Origin of the sequence: Streptomyces asiaticus, assembly GCF_018138715.1 — a bacterium.
Lineage (GTDB): Bacteria > Actinomycetota > Actinomycetes > Streptomycetales > Streptomycetaceae > Streptomyces > Streptomyces asiaticus.
In genome coordinates this window covers 9,332,076-9,350,773 of record NZ_JAGSHX010000006.1, presented here as the reverse complement: position 1 = coordinate 9,350,773, position 18,698 = coordinate 9,332,076, and the positions used below count along the sequence as shown (strand labels likewise).

The following is an 18,698-nucleotide window of genomic DNA, read 5'->3' as shown; positions in this document are numbered from 1 at the left end:
GCTCTGAAGGGCCACAACCCACCATGACGGACCACTACGAGACCTCATCGGTGTCCGCGACCCACCCCGTCCCGACCCTCCCTCCGGAGGCGTGGAACGCCACGGACCGCGCCGTCTCCCGCGCGCCGCTCGGCGAGCTCTTCGCCGTCTGGGCGGAGCGCACCCCCACGGCGCCGGCCCTGGTGGCGGACGGGCGCGAGTGGTCCTTCGGAGAGGTCGAGCGCTGGGCGAACCGGCTGGCCCACCATCTCATCGGGCAGGGTGTGGGACCGGAGCGCGTGGTGGCGCTGGTGCTGCCCCGCTCGGCCGAACTGGTGGTGGCCGAGCTGGCGGTGGCGAAGGCGGGCGGCGCGTACCTCCCGATCGACCCCGCGCACCCCGAGGAGCGCCGGGCCATGATGCTGGCCGACGCCCGGCCGGTGACCGTGCTGGACGACCCGGCGCGGATCCGGGAGCTGGGGGCCGGGGCGGGCCCGGACCACGCGCCCGGCCGGGGGGAGCTGCTCGGCCCGCTGTGCCCCGAGCATCCCGCGTATGTCATCTACACCTCCGGCTCCACGGGGGTGCCCAAGGGCGTGCTGGTGCCGCACGCCGGTCTGGGGAACTTCTCGGCCGCTACGGCGGCCCACTACCGGGTCCGGCCCGGCGACCGGGTGTTGCAGTTCTCCTCGCCGAGTTTCGACGCCTCCGTGCTGGAGCTGTGCTCGTCCCTGCTGGCCGGGGCGGCGCTGGTGGTGCCCCCGGAGGGGCCGCTGCTGGGCGCCGAGCTGGCGGCGGTCCTGCGGGAGAGGCGGGTGACCCACGCCCTGATCCCCCCGGCGGCCCTCGCCACCGTGCCCCCGGAGGAGCTCCACGACGGGCTGCCCGACTTCCGCACGCTGATCGTCGGCGCCGAGGCCTGCCCCGCCGATCTGGTGGACCTGTGGGCGCCCGGGCGGCGGATGGTGAACTCCTACGGCCCGACCGAGGCCACGGTCGTGGCCTCCTGGACGGACGCCCTGACGGCGGGGACCGGCGCCCCGCCGATCGGCCGTCCGCTGCCCAACACCCGGACGTTCGTGCTGGACGAGGCGGCGCGGCAGGTGCCGGTCGGAGTCACGGGAGAGCTGTGCATCAGCGGCGCGGGCCTGGCCCGCGGCTATCTCGACCGGCCGGGGCTGACCGCCGAGCGGTTCACCGCCTGCCCGTTCGGCCCGCCCGGCTCCCGGATGTACCGCACCGGTGACCTGGTCCGCTGGAACACCGACGGCGAACTGGAATTCCTCGGCCGGGCCGACCACCAGGTCAAGATACGCGGCTTCCGCATCGAACTGGGCGAGGTGGAGGCCGCGTTGGCCCGCCATCCCCAGGTGGGATCCGCCGTGGTCACCGTGCGGGAGGACGAGCCCGGGCAGAAGCGGCTGGTGGCCTATGTGGTGCCGCCGAGCGGCGGGACCCCGCCGAAGGCCGCGGAGGTGCGCGCCGCGGTGGCCCGGGTGCTGCCGGCCCATATGGTGCCGTCCGCCTACGTCGTCCTGGACGCGTTCCCCCTCACCCAGCACCGCAAGATCGACCGGCAGGCGCTGCCCGCCCCGCGCTCCGCGCCGGACGGCGACTCGCGCCACATCGCCCCGCGCACCCCCGCCGAGGAGGCCCTGGCCCGCATCTGGTCCGAGGTGCTGCCGGTGGACACCGTGGGCGTGGAGGACGACTTCCTGGGCCTGGGCGGCGACTCCATCCTCGGGGTGCGGCTGCTGACCCGGATCCGGGCCGAGCTGGGCGTGGAGCTCTCGCTGCGCGATCTGCTCGACGCCAGGACGGTGGCGCGGCTGGCCGGCAAGCTGCCCGCCGCGGCGGCCGAGGCGCCCGAGGCGCCGATCCCGCCCGCGCCGCGCGACCGTCCGCTGCCGCTGTCCTCCGCGCAGCGGCGGCTGTGGTTCCTGGACGATCTGACCTCGGGCGGAACCGAGTACAACACGGGGGCCGGGCTGCGGCTCGACGGCCCGCTGGACGCGGCGGCGCTGCGCCGGGCGCTGGACCGGCTCACCGCCCGCCATGACGCCCTGCGCACCACCTTCGCCACCGTGGACGGGCACGGGGTGCAGCAGGTGGCCGCGCACGGCACCGTACCGCTCGAGCGGCTCGACCTCGGCGGGCATCCGGCGCGGCGGCGCGCCGAGGAGCTGGACGCCACGCTGACCGCCGAGCTGAACCGCCCCTACGACCTGAGACAGGGCCCGCTGACCAGGGCGCTGCTGATCCGGCTCGCCGACGGGGAGCACATCCTGCTGCTGGCGCAGCACCACATCGTCACCGACGGCTGGTCGGTCGGGCTGCTGGTGCGCGAACTGGCCGCGCTCTACGCCGCCGAGGTGTCCGGCACCGATGCCGGGCTCCCCGAACCCGCCCTCCAGTACCCGGACTTCGCGGTGTGGGAGCGGAGCCGTCCCGCCACCGCGGGTGAGGACGCCGATCTGGCGTACTGGCGGGGCCGGCTGGCCGGGATGCAGACGCTGGAGCTGCCCACCGACCGCCCGCGCCCGCCGGTGCGCACCACGGCGGGCGCGGTGCACCGGCGTGAGCTGCCCGCCGAGCTGGTGGCGGGGCTGGCGCGGCTCGGCAGGGAGCGGGACACGACGCAGTTCACCCTGCTCGCGGCCGCCGTCGCGGTGCTGTTCTCCCGCTACTCGGGCCAGCGGGACATCGCCTTCGGCACCGTGACCGCCGGGCGCCACCGCAAGGAGCTGGAGTCGGTCGCCGGGTTCTTCGTCAACACCCTGGTGCTGCGCGCCGATGTGGACGGGGACAGCACGGTCGAGCGGTTCCTGGACGCGATGCGCGAGACGGTGCTGGACGCCTTCAGCCATGACCGGCTGCCGTTCGAGCGCGTCGTCGAGGAGCTGGCGCCGCGCCGCGACCCCAGCCGCAATCCGCTGGTGCAGGCGCTGGTCGTGCAGCAGAGCGCCATGGTGCCCGGCCGGGAGGCGGGGGGTGTGCGGATCACCGAGCACGCCCTGCCGCGCCCGGCCGCGCGGTTCGATCTGGTGCTGGAGTTCCTGCCCCGCGAGGACGGCTCGCTGGGGCTGACCGTGGAGTTCAACTCCGATCTGTTCGACGCGGCCACGATCGAGCGGATGGCCGGGCATCTGCACCGGCTGCTGGCCGCCATGGTGGCCGACCCCGGCGCCACCCTGATCGAGCTGCGGATGCTGGCCGACGCCGAGTGGCATGCGATGCTCGACGCCTGGAACGGACCGGAGCGGCCCGCGGTCGAGGCCACCCTGCCCGGCCTGTTCGCCGCCCAGGTGGCGCGGCGGCCCACCGCCACCGCCGTGACCTGCGGGGACACCAGCCTCTCCTACGACGAGGTGAACCGGCGCGCCAACCGGCTGGCGCGGCTGCTCATCGACCGGGGGGCCGGTCCCGAGCGGCTGGTGGCCCTCGCCCTGCCCCGCTCGGCCGAACTCGTCGTCGTCCTGTTGGCGGTGCTCAAGGCGGGCGCCGGATATCTGCCGGTGGACCCCGGATACCCTGCCGAGCGCATCGCGTTCATGCTGGCGGACGCCGCGCCCTCGACCGTCCTCACCACCACCGGGGCGGCCGGCTGCCTGCCCGCGGACGCCGCGCCGCTGCTGCTGGACGACCCGGAGGTACGCGCCCGGCTGGCCGGGCTCGCGGACGGCGACATCACCGACGCCGAGCGGCTCCGGCCGCTGGTCCCGGCCCATCCCGCCTATGTCATCTACACCTCCGGATCCACCGGCCGGCCCAAGGGCGTGGTGGTCACCCACCGCGGTGTGGCGGGGCTCGCGGCCTGGGCCGAGGCGGAGCTGGGGCGGGAGCGGCTGACCGATGTGGTCGCCTCGACCTCGCTCAACTTCGATGTGTCGGTCTTCGAGATCCTCTGCCCCCTGCTGGCCGGCGGCAGCGTCGAGGTGGTGCGCGACCTGCTCGCCCTCATCGATCCCGAGGGGCGGCCGCGGGCGACGGGGCTGCTCAGCGGGGTGCCCTCGGTGTTCTCCCGGCTGCTGGGCGAGGACCGCCCGGCGGACTGGGCCCGGACCGTCGTACTGGCGGGCGAGGCGCTGCCCGCCCAGACCGTACGGAACATCCGGGAGGCCATGCCGTCCTGCCGGATCGCCAATCTGTACGGGCCGACCGAGGCCACGGTGTACGCCACCGGCTGGTTCTGCGACGGCCCGGCGCCCGCGCAGGCCCCGCCCATCGGCCGCCCGGTCGCGGGCGCCCGCGCGTACGTACTGGACCCGACGCTGCGGCTGGTGCCGCCCGGGGTGACCGGTGAGCTCTATCTGGGCGGGCAGGGCCTGGCCCGGGGCTATCTGCGGCGGCCCGGGCTGACCGCCCACCGCTTTCTCGCGGACCCCTTCGGGCCGCCCGGCAGCCGGATGTACCGCACCGGTGACCTGGTCCGCTGGAACGGCGAGGGCCAGCTGGAGTACGTCGGCAGAGCCGATGACCAGGTGAAGATCCGCGGCTTCCGCATCGAGCTGGGCGAGGTGGAGACGGCGCTGCTGCGCCACCCCGACATCGCCGAGGCGGCGGCCGTCGCCCGGGAGACGGACGGCCATCAGCGGCTGATCGCCTATGTGGTGGCCGCCGCGGGCTCGGAGCCCGACCCGGCGGGGCTGCGGCGGTTCCTGAGGCGCTCGCTGCCCGACTACATGGTGCCCGCCTCCGTCGTCGTCCTGGAGCGGATGCCGCTCAACCCCAACGGCAAGCTGGACCGCGGCCGGCTCCCCGAGCCGGACTGGGCCGAGGCCGCGGCACCGGGCTATGTGGCGCCCCGGACCGCGACCGAGCGGACCCTGGCGGCGGTCTGGGCCCGGATCCTGCGGGTGGACCGCGTGGGGATGGAGGACAACTTCTTCTCCCTCGGCGGCGATTCGATCCTCAGCATCCAGCTGGTCTCCCAGGCACGGCAGGCCGGTCTCGCCGTCACCTCGCGCGATGTCTACCGCCATCAGACGATCGCCGCGCTGGCCCTGCATCTGGACACCACCACGGCCCCGGCCGGGCCCACCTCCGAGGGAGACGGGACGGCCACCGGGGAGCTGCCGCTGACCCCCATTCAGCACTGGCTGTTCACCACCGACCCCGAGCGGGCCGGCCACTTCAACCAGACCATCTCGCTGGTGCTGCCCGAGGACGTGGACGAGGACGCGCTGCGGCACGCCCTGGACGCGCTGGTGGACCACCATGACGCCCTGCGCTCCCGCTTCCACCGCCGGGACGGCGGCTGGTACCAGCGGATCGAGGACGTGGCGGCCGTCCGGGTACCGCTCGAGACCACCGGCGCCGGGCATCTGGGCCGCTTCGACCTGGCCGAGGGGCCGCTGATGCGGGCGGTGCTCGACCGGGAGGCCGGGCCGCACCCGGTCCTCCACCTCACCATCCATCACGCGGTGGTGGACGGGGTGTCCTGGCGCGTCGTCCTGGAGGATCTCGACAGCGCCTACAGCGCCTACCGGCGGGCGGCCCGCGACGAGGGCGCCGGGCTTCCCGCGAAGTCCTCCCCGCTGCGCCGCTGGGCGCTGCGGCTCAACACCCATGCCGGGGAGGGCGGGTTCGCCGACGAGGAGGCGTACTGGACCGGCCTGGCCGGGGCCTGCGACCCCTCGCTGCCGACGGACCTGAACGGGGCCGGCGAGGCGGAGAACACCTACGCCTCGGCCCGGTCGGTCACCGTCCGGCTCGGCCCGGAGGAGACCGCCGCACTCCTCCAGACGCTCCCCGAGGTCTACCGCACACAGGTCAACGATGTGCTGCTGAGCGCGCTGGCCCGGGTGCTGCGCCGCTGGACCGGGCGCGCCCGGGTGCCGGTGGACGTGGAGGGCCACGGCCGCGAGGAGCTCTTCGCGGACCTGGATCTGTCCCGTACGGTCGGCTGGTTCACCACCCGCTTCCCGGTGGCGCTCGATCTCCCTGACGGCGGCTGGGGCGAGGTCCTCAAGTCGGTCAAGGAGCAGATGCGGGCCGTACCGCGGCGTGGTCTGGGCTACGGGGTGCGCCGCCATCTGCTCGAGGGCGCGGGCCTCCCCGACGGCCCCACGGCCGGGATCAGCTTCAACTACCTCGGCCGGTTCGAGGCGCCGGGTGGCGGCGACGGGCTCTTCCGCGGTCTGCACCGGGAGCTGGCCCTGGACGCCGATCTTGCCTCGCCGCGCCCGCATCCGCTGGAGGTGGTGGGCCGGGTCGAGGGAGACGAGCTGGAGTTCACCTGGTTCTACTCCGCGCGGCTGCACCGGGAGGAGACGGTCGCCCGGCTCGCCGGGGAGTTCCGCGCGGCGCTGTGCGAGATCGCCCGGCACGGCAGCGCGCCCGGCGCGGGCGGCCGCACCCCGTCCGACTTCCCGCTCGCCGCCCTCGACCAGGCCGCCGTGGACCGGCTGGCCGGGAACGGCGGGGCTGTGGAGGACATCTACCCGCTCACCCCCACCCAGGCGGGCATGCTGTTCCACGCCCTGGCGCAGGACGATCGGCGGGCCTACTTCCAGCAGCTCACCTTCGTCCTCGACGGGGTGCCGGAGCCGGCCGCGCTGGCCGCGGCCTGGCAGCAGGTCGCCGACCGCACCCAGGTGCTGCGCGCCCGGGCGGTGTGGGAGGGGGTGCCGGAGCCGGTCCAGGTGGTGGAGCGCGGGGTCCGGATCCCGGTGGCCCTGCTGGACTGGCGGCAGCTGTCCGGCCCGGACGAGCGCCGGGAGGAGCTGCGGAGGTTCCTCGCCGAGGACCGGGAGCGCGGCCTGGACCTGGCCGCCGCCCCGCTGACGCGGCTGGCGCTGGCCCGGCTGTCGGAGACCGAGGTCCAGGTGGTGTGGACGTTCCACCATCTGATCCTGGACGGCTGGAGCCTGTTCCAGGTGCTCTCCGACGTCTTCCACTGCCACGCACGGGCGCGTGACGGGGCGTCCGGCGCGGCCATGGCCGCCGGGCTGCCCGGCCGCCGCCCGTTCGGCGACTATGTGGCCTGGCTGCGGGAGCGCGACGGGGCCCTGGCCGAGGAGCACTGGCGGGCCCGGCTCGGCGATCTCACCGAGCCCACCCCGCTGCCGTACGACCGGGAGCCCACCGAGACCCATCACGCCGAGTCCACCGAGGACCTCCGCGTCACCCTGCCCGCCGCCACCACCCGGCGGCTCCAGGCCCTGGCCCGGGACGAGGGGCTCACCCTGAACACGGTGGTGCAGGGCGCCTGGGCGCTGCTGCTGGCCCGCCAGTCCGGCCGCGAGGACGTGGTCTTCGGGACCACGGTGTCCGGACGGCCGCCGGAGCTGCCGGGTGTGGAGACGATGAACGGGCTGTTCATCACCACCGTGCCGACCCGCCTCACGGTGCCGGCCGGGTCCACCCTGCTGTCCTGGCTGAGCGCGGTGCAGTCCGGGCAGACCGAGGACCGGCGATTCGACTTCGTACCGCTCACCCGGCTGCGGTCCTGGACCGGTCTGCCCGAGCGGGTGAACCTCTTCGACTCCATCGTGGTGTTCGAGAACTATCCGATCGGCGGGGACCTCGCCGCCGCGCACGGCCTCGCCCTGCGCGAGCTGAACGGCGTCGAGACCACCAACTATCCGCTGTCCCTGGTGGTCTACCCCGGGGAGGAGCTGGCGCTGCGGCTCGGCTACGACCCGGCGCTGTTCGACGAGGCCACCGCCCGGCGGATGGCGGAGCATCTGACGGTGCTGCTGACGGCCATGGCCGACACCCCGGACCGGGCGCCCGCACACCTCCCGATGCTCACCGCCGCCCGCCGCCACCAGGTGCTCCGGGAATGGAACGACACCGCGGTCCCGCTTCCCGAGTCCACGGTGGCCGGGCTGTTCGCCGAGCGGGTGCGGTCCGCGCCGGACGCGACGGCCCTGGACGGCGAGGCGGGCCCGGTGAGCTACCGGGAGCTGGACACCCGCGCCAACCGGCTGGCCCACCGGCTCATCGGCCAGGGCGCCGGCCCGGAGCGCCCGGTGGCCGTGCTGATGGACCGGTCGGTGGAGCTGGTGGTGGCGCTGCTGGCGGTCGTCAAGGCGGGCGGGGTGTACGTACCGCTGGACACCCGCGCCCCCGGGGACCGGCTGCGGAGCGTGGTGGCGGAGGCGGGAGCGGAGGTACTGCTGACCGACCGCGCCTGGGAGCGTATGGCGGCGGACATCTCGGACACCGCGCGGACCCTGCTCGTGGAGTCCGAGTCCGGGCCCGAGCCCGGGCCCGAGTCCGAGTCCGGCGACGACGGCAGCCCGTCGGAGCCGCCGAACGTGGCGCTCTCCCCCGACAACGCCCTGTATCTGATGTTCACTTCGGGCTCCACCGGACGCCCCAAGGGCGTCGCGGTGCGCCACCGCGATGTGACCGCCCTCGTCGCGGACCGCGCCTTCGCGGACCACGACCGGGTGCTGGTGCACTCGCCCCAGGCGTTCGACGCCTCGACGTACGAACTGTGGGTGCCGCTGCTGCGCGGCGGCCGGGCCGTGCTGGCGCCCGCCGGGGACGTGGACGCGGACACCGTGCGCCGGGCGATCGCCGAGTACGGGGTGAGCTGCCTGTGGCTGACCGCCGGGCTGTTCCGGCTGCTCGCGCAGGAGGCGCCGGAGTGTCTGCGCGGCGCCCGGGAGGTGTGGACCGGCGGTGAGGCGGTGCCCCCGGGCGCGGTGCGCCGGGTGCTCGCGGCCTGCCCCGACCTGACGGTGATGGACGGTTACGGGCCCACCGAGACCACGACCTTCGCCACCCGGCGCCCCTTCCGCGCCGGGGAGGAACTGCCCCGCTCGCTGCCCATCGGACGCCCGCTGGACAACACCCGGACGTACGTCCTCGATGGCGCCCTCCAGCCGCAACCGCCGGGCATTCCAGGGGAGTTGTACATCGCGGGCGCCGGAGTGGCGCGCGGCTACCACGGCCGCCCCGGCGCCACCGCCGAGCGGTACCTCGCCGACCCGTTCGGGCCGTCCGGCTCCCGGATGTACCGCACCGGGGACATCGTGGCCTGGACCGACGACGGTGAACTGCGCTTCGTGGGCCGCGCCGACGACCAGCTCAAGGTCCGGGGCTTCCGCATCGAACCGGGCGAGATCGAGGCCGCGCTGACCCGCCACGAGGCCGTGGCGGAGGCGGTCGTCGCGCTCGCCCGGGTGGCCGACCGCACGCTGCTGACCGGCTACGCCGTGCCGGTGGGCGGGGCCGAGCTGCCGGGTGCCGGGGAGCTGCGGTCCTTCCTGGGCGGGCTGCTGCCCGACTACATGGTGCCTTCCGCGTTCGTCACCCTCGACGCGCTGCCGCTCACCCGCAACGGCAAGGTGGATCGCCGCCGGCTGCCCGCGCCCGACCCGGCGGCGGCCGGGACGGCCGGGTATGTGGCGCCCCGTACCGACACCGAGCGGGCCCTCGCGGAGATCTGGGGCACCCTGCTGGGCCGGGAGCGGATCGGTGCCGAGGACAACTTCTTCCATCTGGGCGGGGATTCGATCCTCAGCATCCAGGTGGCCTCCCGCGCCCGGCAGGCGGGGCTGGCCTTCACCCCCCGGGAGCTCTTCCGGCATCCCACCGTCGCCTCGCTCGCCGCCGTCACCACGCCCACCGCCACGCCCGCCGCCGACACCGGGCCGGTGACCGGTGAGGTGCCGCTCACCCCGATCCAGCACTGGTTCTTCGGGATGCGGACCGACCGGCCCGGCCACTTCAACCAGTCCGTGGTCGTGGAGCTCCAGCGGGAACCGGACCTCCGCGCGCTGCGCGCGGCGCTCGACGCGCTGCTGGTCCACCATGACGCGCTGCGCACGCGGTTCGAGCCCGGCGCGGAGGGAAACCCGCGGCAGTACTGCCCGCAGCCGGACCTGACGGCACCGGCGCCCCTGCGGGAGCACGATCTGTCGGGGCTCGACGCCGACCTGTGCCGCGCCGCCGAGGACGCGGCGATGGCGGAGGCGCAGGCCGGGTTCGACCTGGCGCGGGGTCCGCTGCTGGCCGCGCGGCTGTTCCACCGCGGCGAGGGACAGCGGCCGACGCTCTTCCTGACCGCCCACCACCTCGTGGTGGACGGTGTCTCCTGGCGGGTGCTGCTGGAGGATCTGAACACCGCGTACCAGCAGCTGCTCGCGGGCGGGCGGGCCGACCTCGGCCCCCGCACCACCTCCGTACGGGACTGGTCCCGAAAGCTCACCGAGCACACCGCCGCCGGTGGTTTCGACGCCGAACTCCCCCACTGGCGGGCCGTGTCCGCGGAGTGCGCCGCGGGGCTGCCCGTGGACGGCGAGGGGGACAACACGGTGGCGTCCATGGCGTCGGTCACCGTCCGTCTCGACCGGGAGCGCACCGAGGCGCTGCTGCGGCAGGTCCCCGAGGTCTACCGCACCCGTGTGGACGACGTGCTGCTCGCGGCGCTGGGCCGGGTGCTCGGCGACTGGACCGGGCGGCGCCGGATCGCCGTGGACCTGGAGGGCCACGGCCGGGAGGAGCATCTGCTGGACGGGGTGGACCTGTCCCGCACCGTCGGCTGGTTCACCAGCCTCTATCCGGTCGCCCTGGACGTCCCGGGCGGCGGCTGGGGCGAGACGCTGAAGTCCGTCAAGGAGCAGCTGCGGGCGGTGCCCGCACGCGGCATCGGCTACGGCGCGCTGCGCCACCTCTCCCCCGGCTCCGGACTCCGGGGCGCTGCCGAGCCCGGCATCAGCTTCAACTACCTCGGGCAGTTCGACTGGTCGGCGGCGGACGACGACACCGGTCTCGTCCGTACCGTACGGAACGGTCTTGGCGGTGACGCCGCGCCCGATACGGCCCGGGCGCATCTGCTGGACGTCGTGGGCCGGGTGGAGCGCCGGTGCCTGGAGATCACCTGGTACTACGGCTCGGGGACGCACACCGAGGAGACGGTGGCCGGGCTGGCGCGGGGGATGCTCCGCGCGCTGGAGGAGATCATCGGCCACTGCGCCGACCCCTCGGCCGGCGGCCGCACCCCGTCGGACTTCCCGCTGGCCCGGCTCGACCAGGCCGCGGTGGACCGGATCGCCGCCGACGGCCGGGCGGTGGAGGACATCTATCCGCTGACCCCGACCCAGGCCGGGATGCTGTTCCACGGGCTGATGGATCCGGCGTCGGACGCGTATGTCAACCAGGTCCAGCTGACGCTGACCGGGGCGAGCGATCCGCGGGCGCTGGCCACCGCGTGGCGGCAGACGGTGGACGCCAATCCGATCCTGCGCACCCATCTGGTGTGGGCGGACACCCCGGAGCCGCTCCAGGTCGTGACGCACCGGGCGGCGCTCCGGATCGTCCACCACGACTGGACCCGGCGGCCCGAGGAGTGGCGCGAGGCCGAGCTGGACCGGATGCTCGCCGAGGACCGGGCCGAGGGGATCGACCTGGCCACCGCGCCGCTGATGCGGCTGGCGCTGATCCGGCTGTCCGCCGACGAGGTGCGGATCGTCTGGACCTTCCACCATGCGCTGCTCGACGGCTGGAGCGCGGCGCAGGTCTTCGACGAGGTCTGCGAGCGGTACGCGGCGCTGACCTCGGAACGGGCGCCCGTGGTGCCCGCCCGCCGACCGTTCCGCGAGTACCTGGGCTGGCTCGGCGAACAGGACACGGCGGAGGCCGAGCGGTACTGGCGTACGGCCCTTGCCGGGTTCACCTCGCCCACCGAACTGCCGCGCGACCGGCCCGCGTCGGAGGCGCACCGCAGCGCCTCCTCGGGCTCGCACCGGGTCACGCTGGGAGCCGAGGAGTCCGCCCGGCTCCGGACGACCGCGCAGCGGGGCGGGCTGACCATGAACACGGTGGTGCAGGGCGCCTGGGCGCTGCTGCTCTCCCGGTACAGCGGGGCCGACGACCTGTGCTTCGGCACCACCGTCTCGGGGCGGCCGGCCGCGCTGCCGGGCGTCGAGTCCATGGTCGGGGTGTTCATCAACACCATCCCCACCCGGGTCCGGGTGACCGGGGAGAGCGGACTGCTGGACTGGCTGCGGGAACTCCAGTCGGCGCAGTCGGAGTCCCGGCTCTTCGAGTTCGTGTCGCTGGCGCAGCTGGGGAGCTGGAGCGAGGTGCCCGGCGGGGTGAGCCTCTTCGACTCCATCGTGGTCTTCGAGAACTACCCGTTCGACAGCGAGGCCATCGCGGCCCACGGACTGGGCATCCGGCAGGAGCGCGATGTGGAGCCCACCAACTTCGCGCTCAGCGTGGTGGTGGCGCCCGAGGAGCGGCTGTCGATCTGCCTGGACTACGACCCCGACGCGTTCGACGCCCCGACGATCGAGCGGCTGGGCGGCTGTCTGCGGAATCTGCTGGTGGAGATGGCCACCGATCCGGAGCGGCGGCTGGATGAACTGCCGCTGATCGGCGAGGCCGAGACGCGCGGCATCCTCGACCGCTTCAGCGGCCCGGTCTCCGCCGCGCCGGACGCGGTGCTGCCCGCGCTGTTCGAGGCGCGGGCGGCCCGTACGCCGGACGCGGTGGCGGTGATGGGCGACGGCGGACCGCTGACCTACCGGGAGCTGAACGAGCGCGCCAACCGGCTGGCCCGGCTGCTGATCGCCGCGGGCGCCGGGCCGGAGCGCTTCGTGGCCCTGGCCCTGCCGCGCACACCGGAGCTGGTGGTCGCGGTGCTGGCGGTGCTCAAGAGCGGGGCGGCCTATCTCCCGGTCGACCCGGCGTATCCGGCGGAGCGGATCGCCTTCATGCTCGGCGACATCGCCCCCGACACGGTGGTGACCACCGGGGAGGTGGCGGACCGGATCCCCACCGGGGCGGGCGGCGGCCGGATCCTGCTGGACGACGCGGAGTGCCGGGGGCGGCTGGCCCAACTGCCCGCCCAGGACATCGGCGACGCCGAGCGGCGCGGCCCGCTGCTCCCCGCCCACCCGGCGTACGCCATCCACACCTCGGGGTCCACGGGCACGCCCAAGGGCGTCGTGGTCACCCATGAGAGCGTGGCCGCCCTGGCCGCGTGGGCGCGGGAGGAGTTCGGCGTCCAGGGGCTCTCCCATGTGGTGGCCTCGACCTCCCTCAACTTCGATGTGTCGGTCTTCGAGATCCTCTGCCCGCTGCTGGCCGGTGGCGCCATCGAGATCGTCCGCGATCTGCTCACCCTGGCCGAGCGGACGGGGACCTGGACGGCGAGCCTGATCAGTGCCGTGCCGTCGGCGCTCGGGCAGGTGCTCGGCAAGGGGTCGGTCTCGGTGACGGCGGGCACCGTGGTGCTGGCGGGTGAGGGCCTCGCCGCCCGCACCGTCAAGGAGGTCCGGGCGGCCATCCCCGGCTGCCGGGTGGCGAACATCTACGGGCCCACCGAGGCGACCGTGTACGCCACCGCCTGGACCTGCGACCCGGCCGATCCGGACCGCACCCCGCCCATCGGCGCCCCGGTGGCCGCCACCCGGGCCTACGCACTCGACGCGCGGATGCGGCCGGTGCCGGTCGGGGTGCCGGGAGAGCTCTATCTGGCGGGGCCGGGCCTCGCCCGGGGGTACTTCGGCCGCCCGGGGCTGACCGCACAGCGGTTCACGGCCGATCCGTACGGCCCCGCGGGGGGCAGGATGTACCGCACCGGCGACCTGGTCCGCTGGGACGAGCGGGGGCAGCTGGAGTACCTGGGCCGAACCGACGACCAGGTCAAGGTGCGCGGTTTCCGTATCGAGCTGGGCGAGGTCGAGGCGGCGCTGGCGCGCCATCCCGGTGTCGCCGAGGCGGCCGCTACGGTCGTCGACACCGGCGGTCACAAGCGGCTGGCCGGTTATGTGGTGCGGGTCCCGGGCTCCCCGCCGGTGGACACCGCCGCGATCCGCGCCTTTCTCACCACGAGCCTGCCGGACCATATGGTCCCCTCGGCCGTGGTCGTCCTGGACCGGCTGCCGCTGGGGTCCAGCGGCAAGCTGGACCGGCGTGCGCTGCCCGCGCCCGTCTGGGCGGCCCGCGCCACCGGCCATGTGGAGCCGCGTACGGAGACCGAGAAGGCCCTCGCCGCCATCTGGGCGGAGGTCCTGGGCGTCGAGCGGATCGGCGTGGAGGACAACTACTTCGCCCTCGGCGGCGATTCCATCCTCAGCATCCAGATCGTCTCCGCCGCCCGGCGGGCCGGGATCGAGCTGACCCCGCGCCATCTCTTCGTCCACCAGACCGTGGCGGACCTGGCGGCGGCCGCGCGGGAGGTCCCGGCCACGGCGGCCGAGGCCGAGCGGGGCCCGGTCGTCGGCGAGGTGCCGCTGACCCCGATCCAGCACTGGCTCTTCGACCAACTCGGCGCCGCAGCCGGGCACTTCACCCAGTCGGTCTCGGCCGAACTGACCGCGCCGGTGGACGAGAGCGCGCTGCGCACCGCCCTGTCCACGGTGCTGACCCACCATGACGCCCTGCGGCTGCGCTTCGAGCGGACCGAGGACGGCGCCGTGCGCCAGCACAACGCCCCGCCGGACGCGGAGCCGGTGCTGGACCTCCACGATCTGTCCGCCGTGGCGCCGGAGCGGCGGGATGCGGTGATGCGGGAGACGGCGGGGCGGATCCGGGCCGGGTTCGACCTGGCCCGGGGGCCGCTGCTGCGCGCCGTGCTCTTCACCCGGGGCGAGGGGATACGGCCCGTACTGCTGCTGACCGCCCACCATCTGGTGGTGGACGCCGTCTCCTGGCGCATCGTGCTGGAGGACCTGGACACCGCCTACCGGCAGATCGTCGCGGGACGGACGCCGGAGCCCGGCCCCAAGACCACATCGTTCCGCACCTGGGCGCTGCGTCTGACCGAGCACACCGCCGCCGGGGGCTTCGACGCCGAGCGCGATTACTGGGCGGCCTCCCACGGCGGCACCGACCTCCCCACGGACGGCGAGGGCCCCAACACCGCGGCCTCGGAGGAGGAGGTGACCGTACGGCTCGACGCAGAGGAGACCCGGCTGCTGCTGCACGAGGTGCCGGGCGCGTACCGGACCCGGGTCAACGATGTGTTGCTGTGCGCCCTGGGGCGGGTGCTGGCCCGCTGGACCGGCCGGGACACGGTGGCGGTCGCCCTGGAGGGGCACGGCCGGGAGGAGATCTTCGACGGGGTCGATCTGTCCCGTACGGTCGGCTGGTTCACCAGCATGTTCCCCGTCGCGCTGGAGGCTCCCGCCGACTGGGGGCTGGAGCGGACGCTGAGGGCCGTCAAGGAACGGCTGCGGGCGGTCCCCGGGAACGGCCTGGGCCACGGCGCGCTGCGTCATCTGTCCGGCGCGGCCGCCTCCGGGCTCCCCGCCGCCTCGAAGATCAGTTTCAACTACCTCGGGCAGCAGGACTGGGAGCCCCCGGCGGGTGGTCTGCTGCACGCCCTGACCGGTGGGCTGGAGGGCGATATGAGCCCGGAGGCGCCCCGGCCGCATCTGCTCGATGTGATCGGCCGGGTGACGGACCGACGGCTCGAGCTCAGCTGGTCCTACTCCCGGTCGCTGCACCAACGCCCCACGGTGCGCCGGCTCGCCAAGGAGATGGCCGAGGAGCTGCGGGCGATCGTCCGGCTGTGCACCCGCCCGGACGCGGGCGGGCGGACACCGTCGGACTTCCCGCTGGCCGGGCTTGACCAGGAGACCGTCGACCGGTTGGCGGGCGACGGCCGGGATGTGGCCGATATCCATCCGCTGACCCCGACCCAGTCCGGGCTGGTCTTCCATGCCCTGGCCCAGCGCGGCCAAGGGCTCTATGTGGAGCAGGCGACCTTTGTCCTGGACGGGGTCGGGGACTCCGGAGTGCTGGCCGCCGCCTGGCAGCATGTCGTGGACCGCACCTCGGTGCTGCGCGGCGCGGTGGTGATGCACGAGGTGCCCGAGCCGCTGATGATCGTGCGCCGCACCGCGGCCGTACCGGTCGAGGAGCTCGACTGGAGCGGCCTTACGGAGGACGAGCACACGACCGAGCTGGAGCGGCTGCTGGACCGGGACCGCGTCCGCGGGATCGATCTCACCGCGGCCCCGCTGCTCCGCGTCACCCTGGCCCGGCTCTCCCCCGGTGAGGTGCGGGTGCTGTGGACCTTCCACCATGTGCTGCTGGACGGCTGGAGCGTCTTCCAGGTGCTCGGCGATGTCTTCGCCGCCCATGCCGCTCTGGCCGCGGGTGAGCAGCCGAGGCTGCCGGCCCGCAGGCCGTTCGCCGACTATGTGGCCTGGCTCGCTCGTCAGGACCGCACGCGTGCCGAGGCGCACTGGCGGCAGGCCCTCGAAGGATTCACCTCTCCCACTCCCCTCCCCTATGACCGCAGGCCGACGCCGGAGATCGCCACCAGGTCCTCGCGCTGGCTGTCGCACCGGCTCGGTGAGCGGGACACCGCCGCCCTCGAGGACTTCGCACGGCGGCACCGGCTCACGCTGAATACGATCGTGCAGGGCGCTTGGGCCTTGCTCGTATCTCGCTTGAGCGGTGAGTCGGACGTCTGCTTCGGGACGACGGTCTCCGGGCGGCCGGCGGAGCTGCCCGGCGCGGACGACATCACCGGCATCTTCATCAACACCCTCCCGGTGCGGTGCGCGGTGGACGGCAACGCCGGTACCGCCGCCTGGCTGCGCGGGCTCCAGGCCGAGCAGGCCGACGCGCGCGGCTTCGGCCATGTGCCGCTGGCGCAGCTGCGGGGCTGGAGCGAACTGCCCGCCGGGGCTGACCTCTTCGAGAGCCTGGTGGTGTTCGAGAACTACCCCATCAACAGCTCCGCCGCGGCCGAGCACGGGCTGCGGGTGCGCGATCTGAACGCCCTGGAGTCCACCAACTACGCGCTGACCGTGGTGGTCTCGCCCGGGTCCGAACTGTCCGTGGAGCTCGGCTACGACCCGCGGCTGTTCGAGGAGTCCACCGCCGGGGCGCTGGCCGACCGGCTCACCCATCTCCTCGGCGCGCTGGCCGCGGCCCCCGACGAGCTGCCGCTGGACGGCATCGACATCCTCCCGGCCGCCGAGCGCCGCCGCCTCCTGGTGGACTGGAACGACACCGCCCGGCAGGTGCCCCGGGCGACCTGGGCCGAGCTCGTCGAGTCGGCGGCGGACCGCAGGCCCGACGCGACGGCGGTGGACTCCCCCGGCCTCCGGCTGACCTACGCGGAGCTGGACGGCTGGGCCAACCGCCTGGCCCATCACCTCATCGGGCAGGGCGTGGGCCCCGGACGGATCGTCGCGCTGGTGCTGCCCCGCTCGGTGGAGTCCGTCGTCGCCCGGCTCGCGGTGGCCAAGGCCGGGGGCGCCTATCTGCCCATCGACCCCGACTACCCCGCCGAGCGCGTCGAGCTGATGCTCAAGGACTCCGCCCCGCATCTGGTGATCGAGCGGACCGCCGAGGTCGAGGCGCCGGACGGCCCGTCGCACCGCCCCACGGACGAGGACCGGCTCACCGCCGTCCACCCGGACGACCCCGCGTATGTCATCTACACCTCCGGGTCCACCGGAACGCCCAAGGGTGTGGTGGTCACCCACCGCGGGATCGCCGGGTTCGCCGCCGCCGAGGCCGAGCACTTCCAGGTGCGGCCGGACGACCGGGTGCTGCGGTTCTCCTCGCCCGGTTTCGACGCCTCCGTCCTGGAGCTGTGCATGGCGCTGCCGTCCGGGGCCACGCTGGTGGTGCCCGAGCCCGGCCCGCTGCTGGGCGGCCATCTCGCGGACGTCCTGCGGCGGCAGCGGATCACCCACACCCTCATCCCGCCCGCCGCCCTCGCGACGCTGCCCCCGGGCACCGAGCGGGAGCTGCCCGACCTGCGCACGCTGATCGTGGGCGGGGACGCCTGCGGCGCGGACCTGGCCGCCCGCTGGGCGCCGCACCACCGCATGATCAACGCGTACGGGCCGACCGAGACCACCGTGGTGGCCACCTGGTCCGAGCCGCTCGACCCGGACGGCGCCCCGCCGCCGATCGGGCGGCCCATCCCCAACACCCGGGTGCGTCTGCTCGACGCGCGGCTGCGCCCGGTGCCGGTGGGGGTCGCCGGCGAGCTGTGGGTCAGCGGTCCGTCGCTCGCCCGCGGCTACCTGGGCCGCGCCGGGCTGACCGCCGCCCGCTTCGTCGCCGACCCGTTCGGGCCGCCCGGCTCCCGGATGTACCGCACCGGTGACCTCGCCCGCTACGACGCGGAAGGCCGCCTGCACCATCTGGGGCGCGGCGACCACCAGCTCAAGCTGCACGGCCATCGCATCGAGGCCGGTGAGGTGGAGACTGCGCTGTGCGGCCACCCCGCCGTCGCGGAGGCCGTGGTGACGGTGCGGGAGGACGAGCCCGGGGCGCGCCGGCTGGTGGCCCATCTGGTCCTCGCGCCCGGGGCCGGCGCCCCGGCCGACACCGAGCTGCGCACCTATCTGGGCCGGACGCTTCCGGGCCCGATGGTCCCGTCGGCGTTCGCCGTGCTGGACCGGCTGCCGCTCACGGAGAACGGCAAGACCGACCGCGCGGCGCTGCCCGCGCCCGGCCCCGCCACCACCACCGCCGCACCGGCCGCCCACATCGCCCCGCGCACCCCCACCGAGGAGGTCATCGCGGAGATCTGGTCGGAGGTGCTCGAGGTGTCGCCGGTCGGCGCGGAGGACGAGTTCTTCGCCCTGGGCGGTGACTCGGTCCGCAGTCTGCTGATCGCCTCCCGCGCCAAGGAGGCGTTCGCCGTCGATCTGACCCCGCGGGACATTCTGACCGCGCGCACCGTCTCCGCCCTCGCCGACCTGGTCGAGGAGCACATCCTGCGCGAACTCGAAGACGCCGCCTCCGGCGGCAGCGACCACGACGACCGGTGAGGAAGG

At 74.6% G+C, this 18,698-nt stretch carries 1 protein-coding gene; it reads left to right on the top strand.

Going from position 1 to position 18,698, the window contains the following annotated elements; genetic code table 11:
- Window positions 1–23: 23 nt before the first annotated feature.
- On the top strand, window positions 24–18,692 hold the full coding sequence (locus tag KHP12_RS46900; protein WP_211834641.1) for a non-ribosomal peptide synthetase: 18,669 nt from the start codon (window positions 24–26) through the stop codon (window positions 18,690–18,692).
- The last annotated feature ends 6 nt before the right edge of the window (window positions 18,693–18,698 follow it).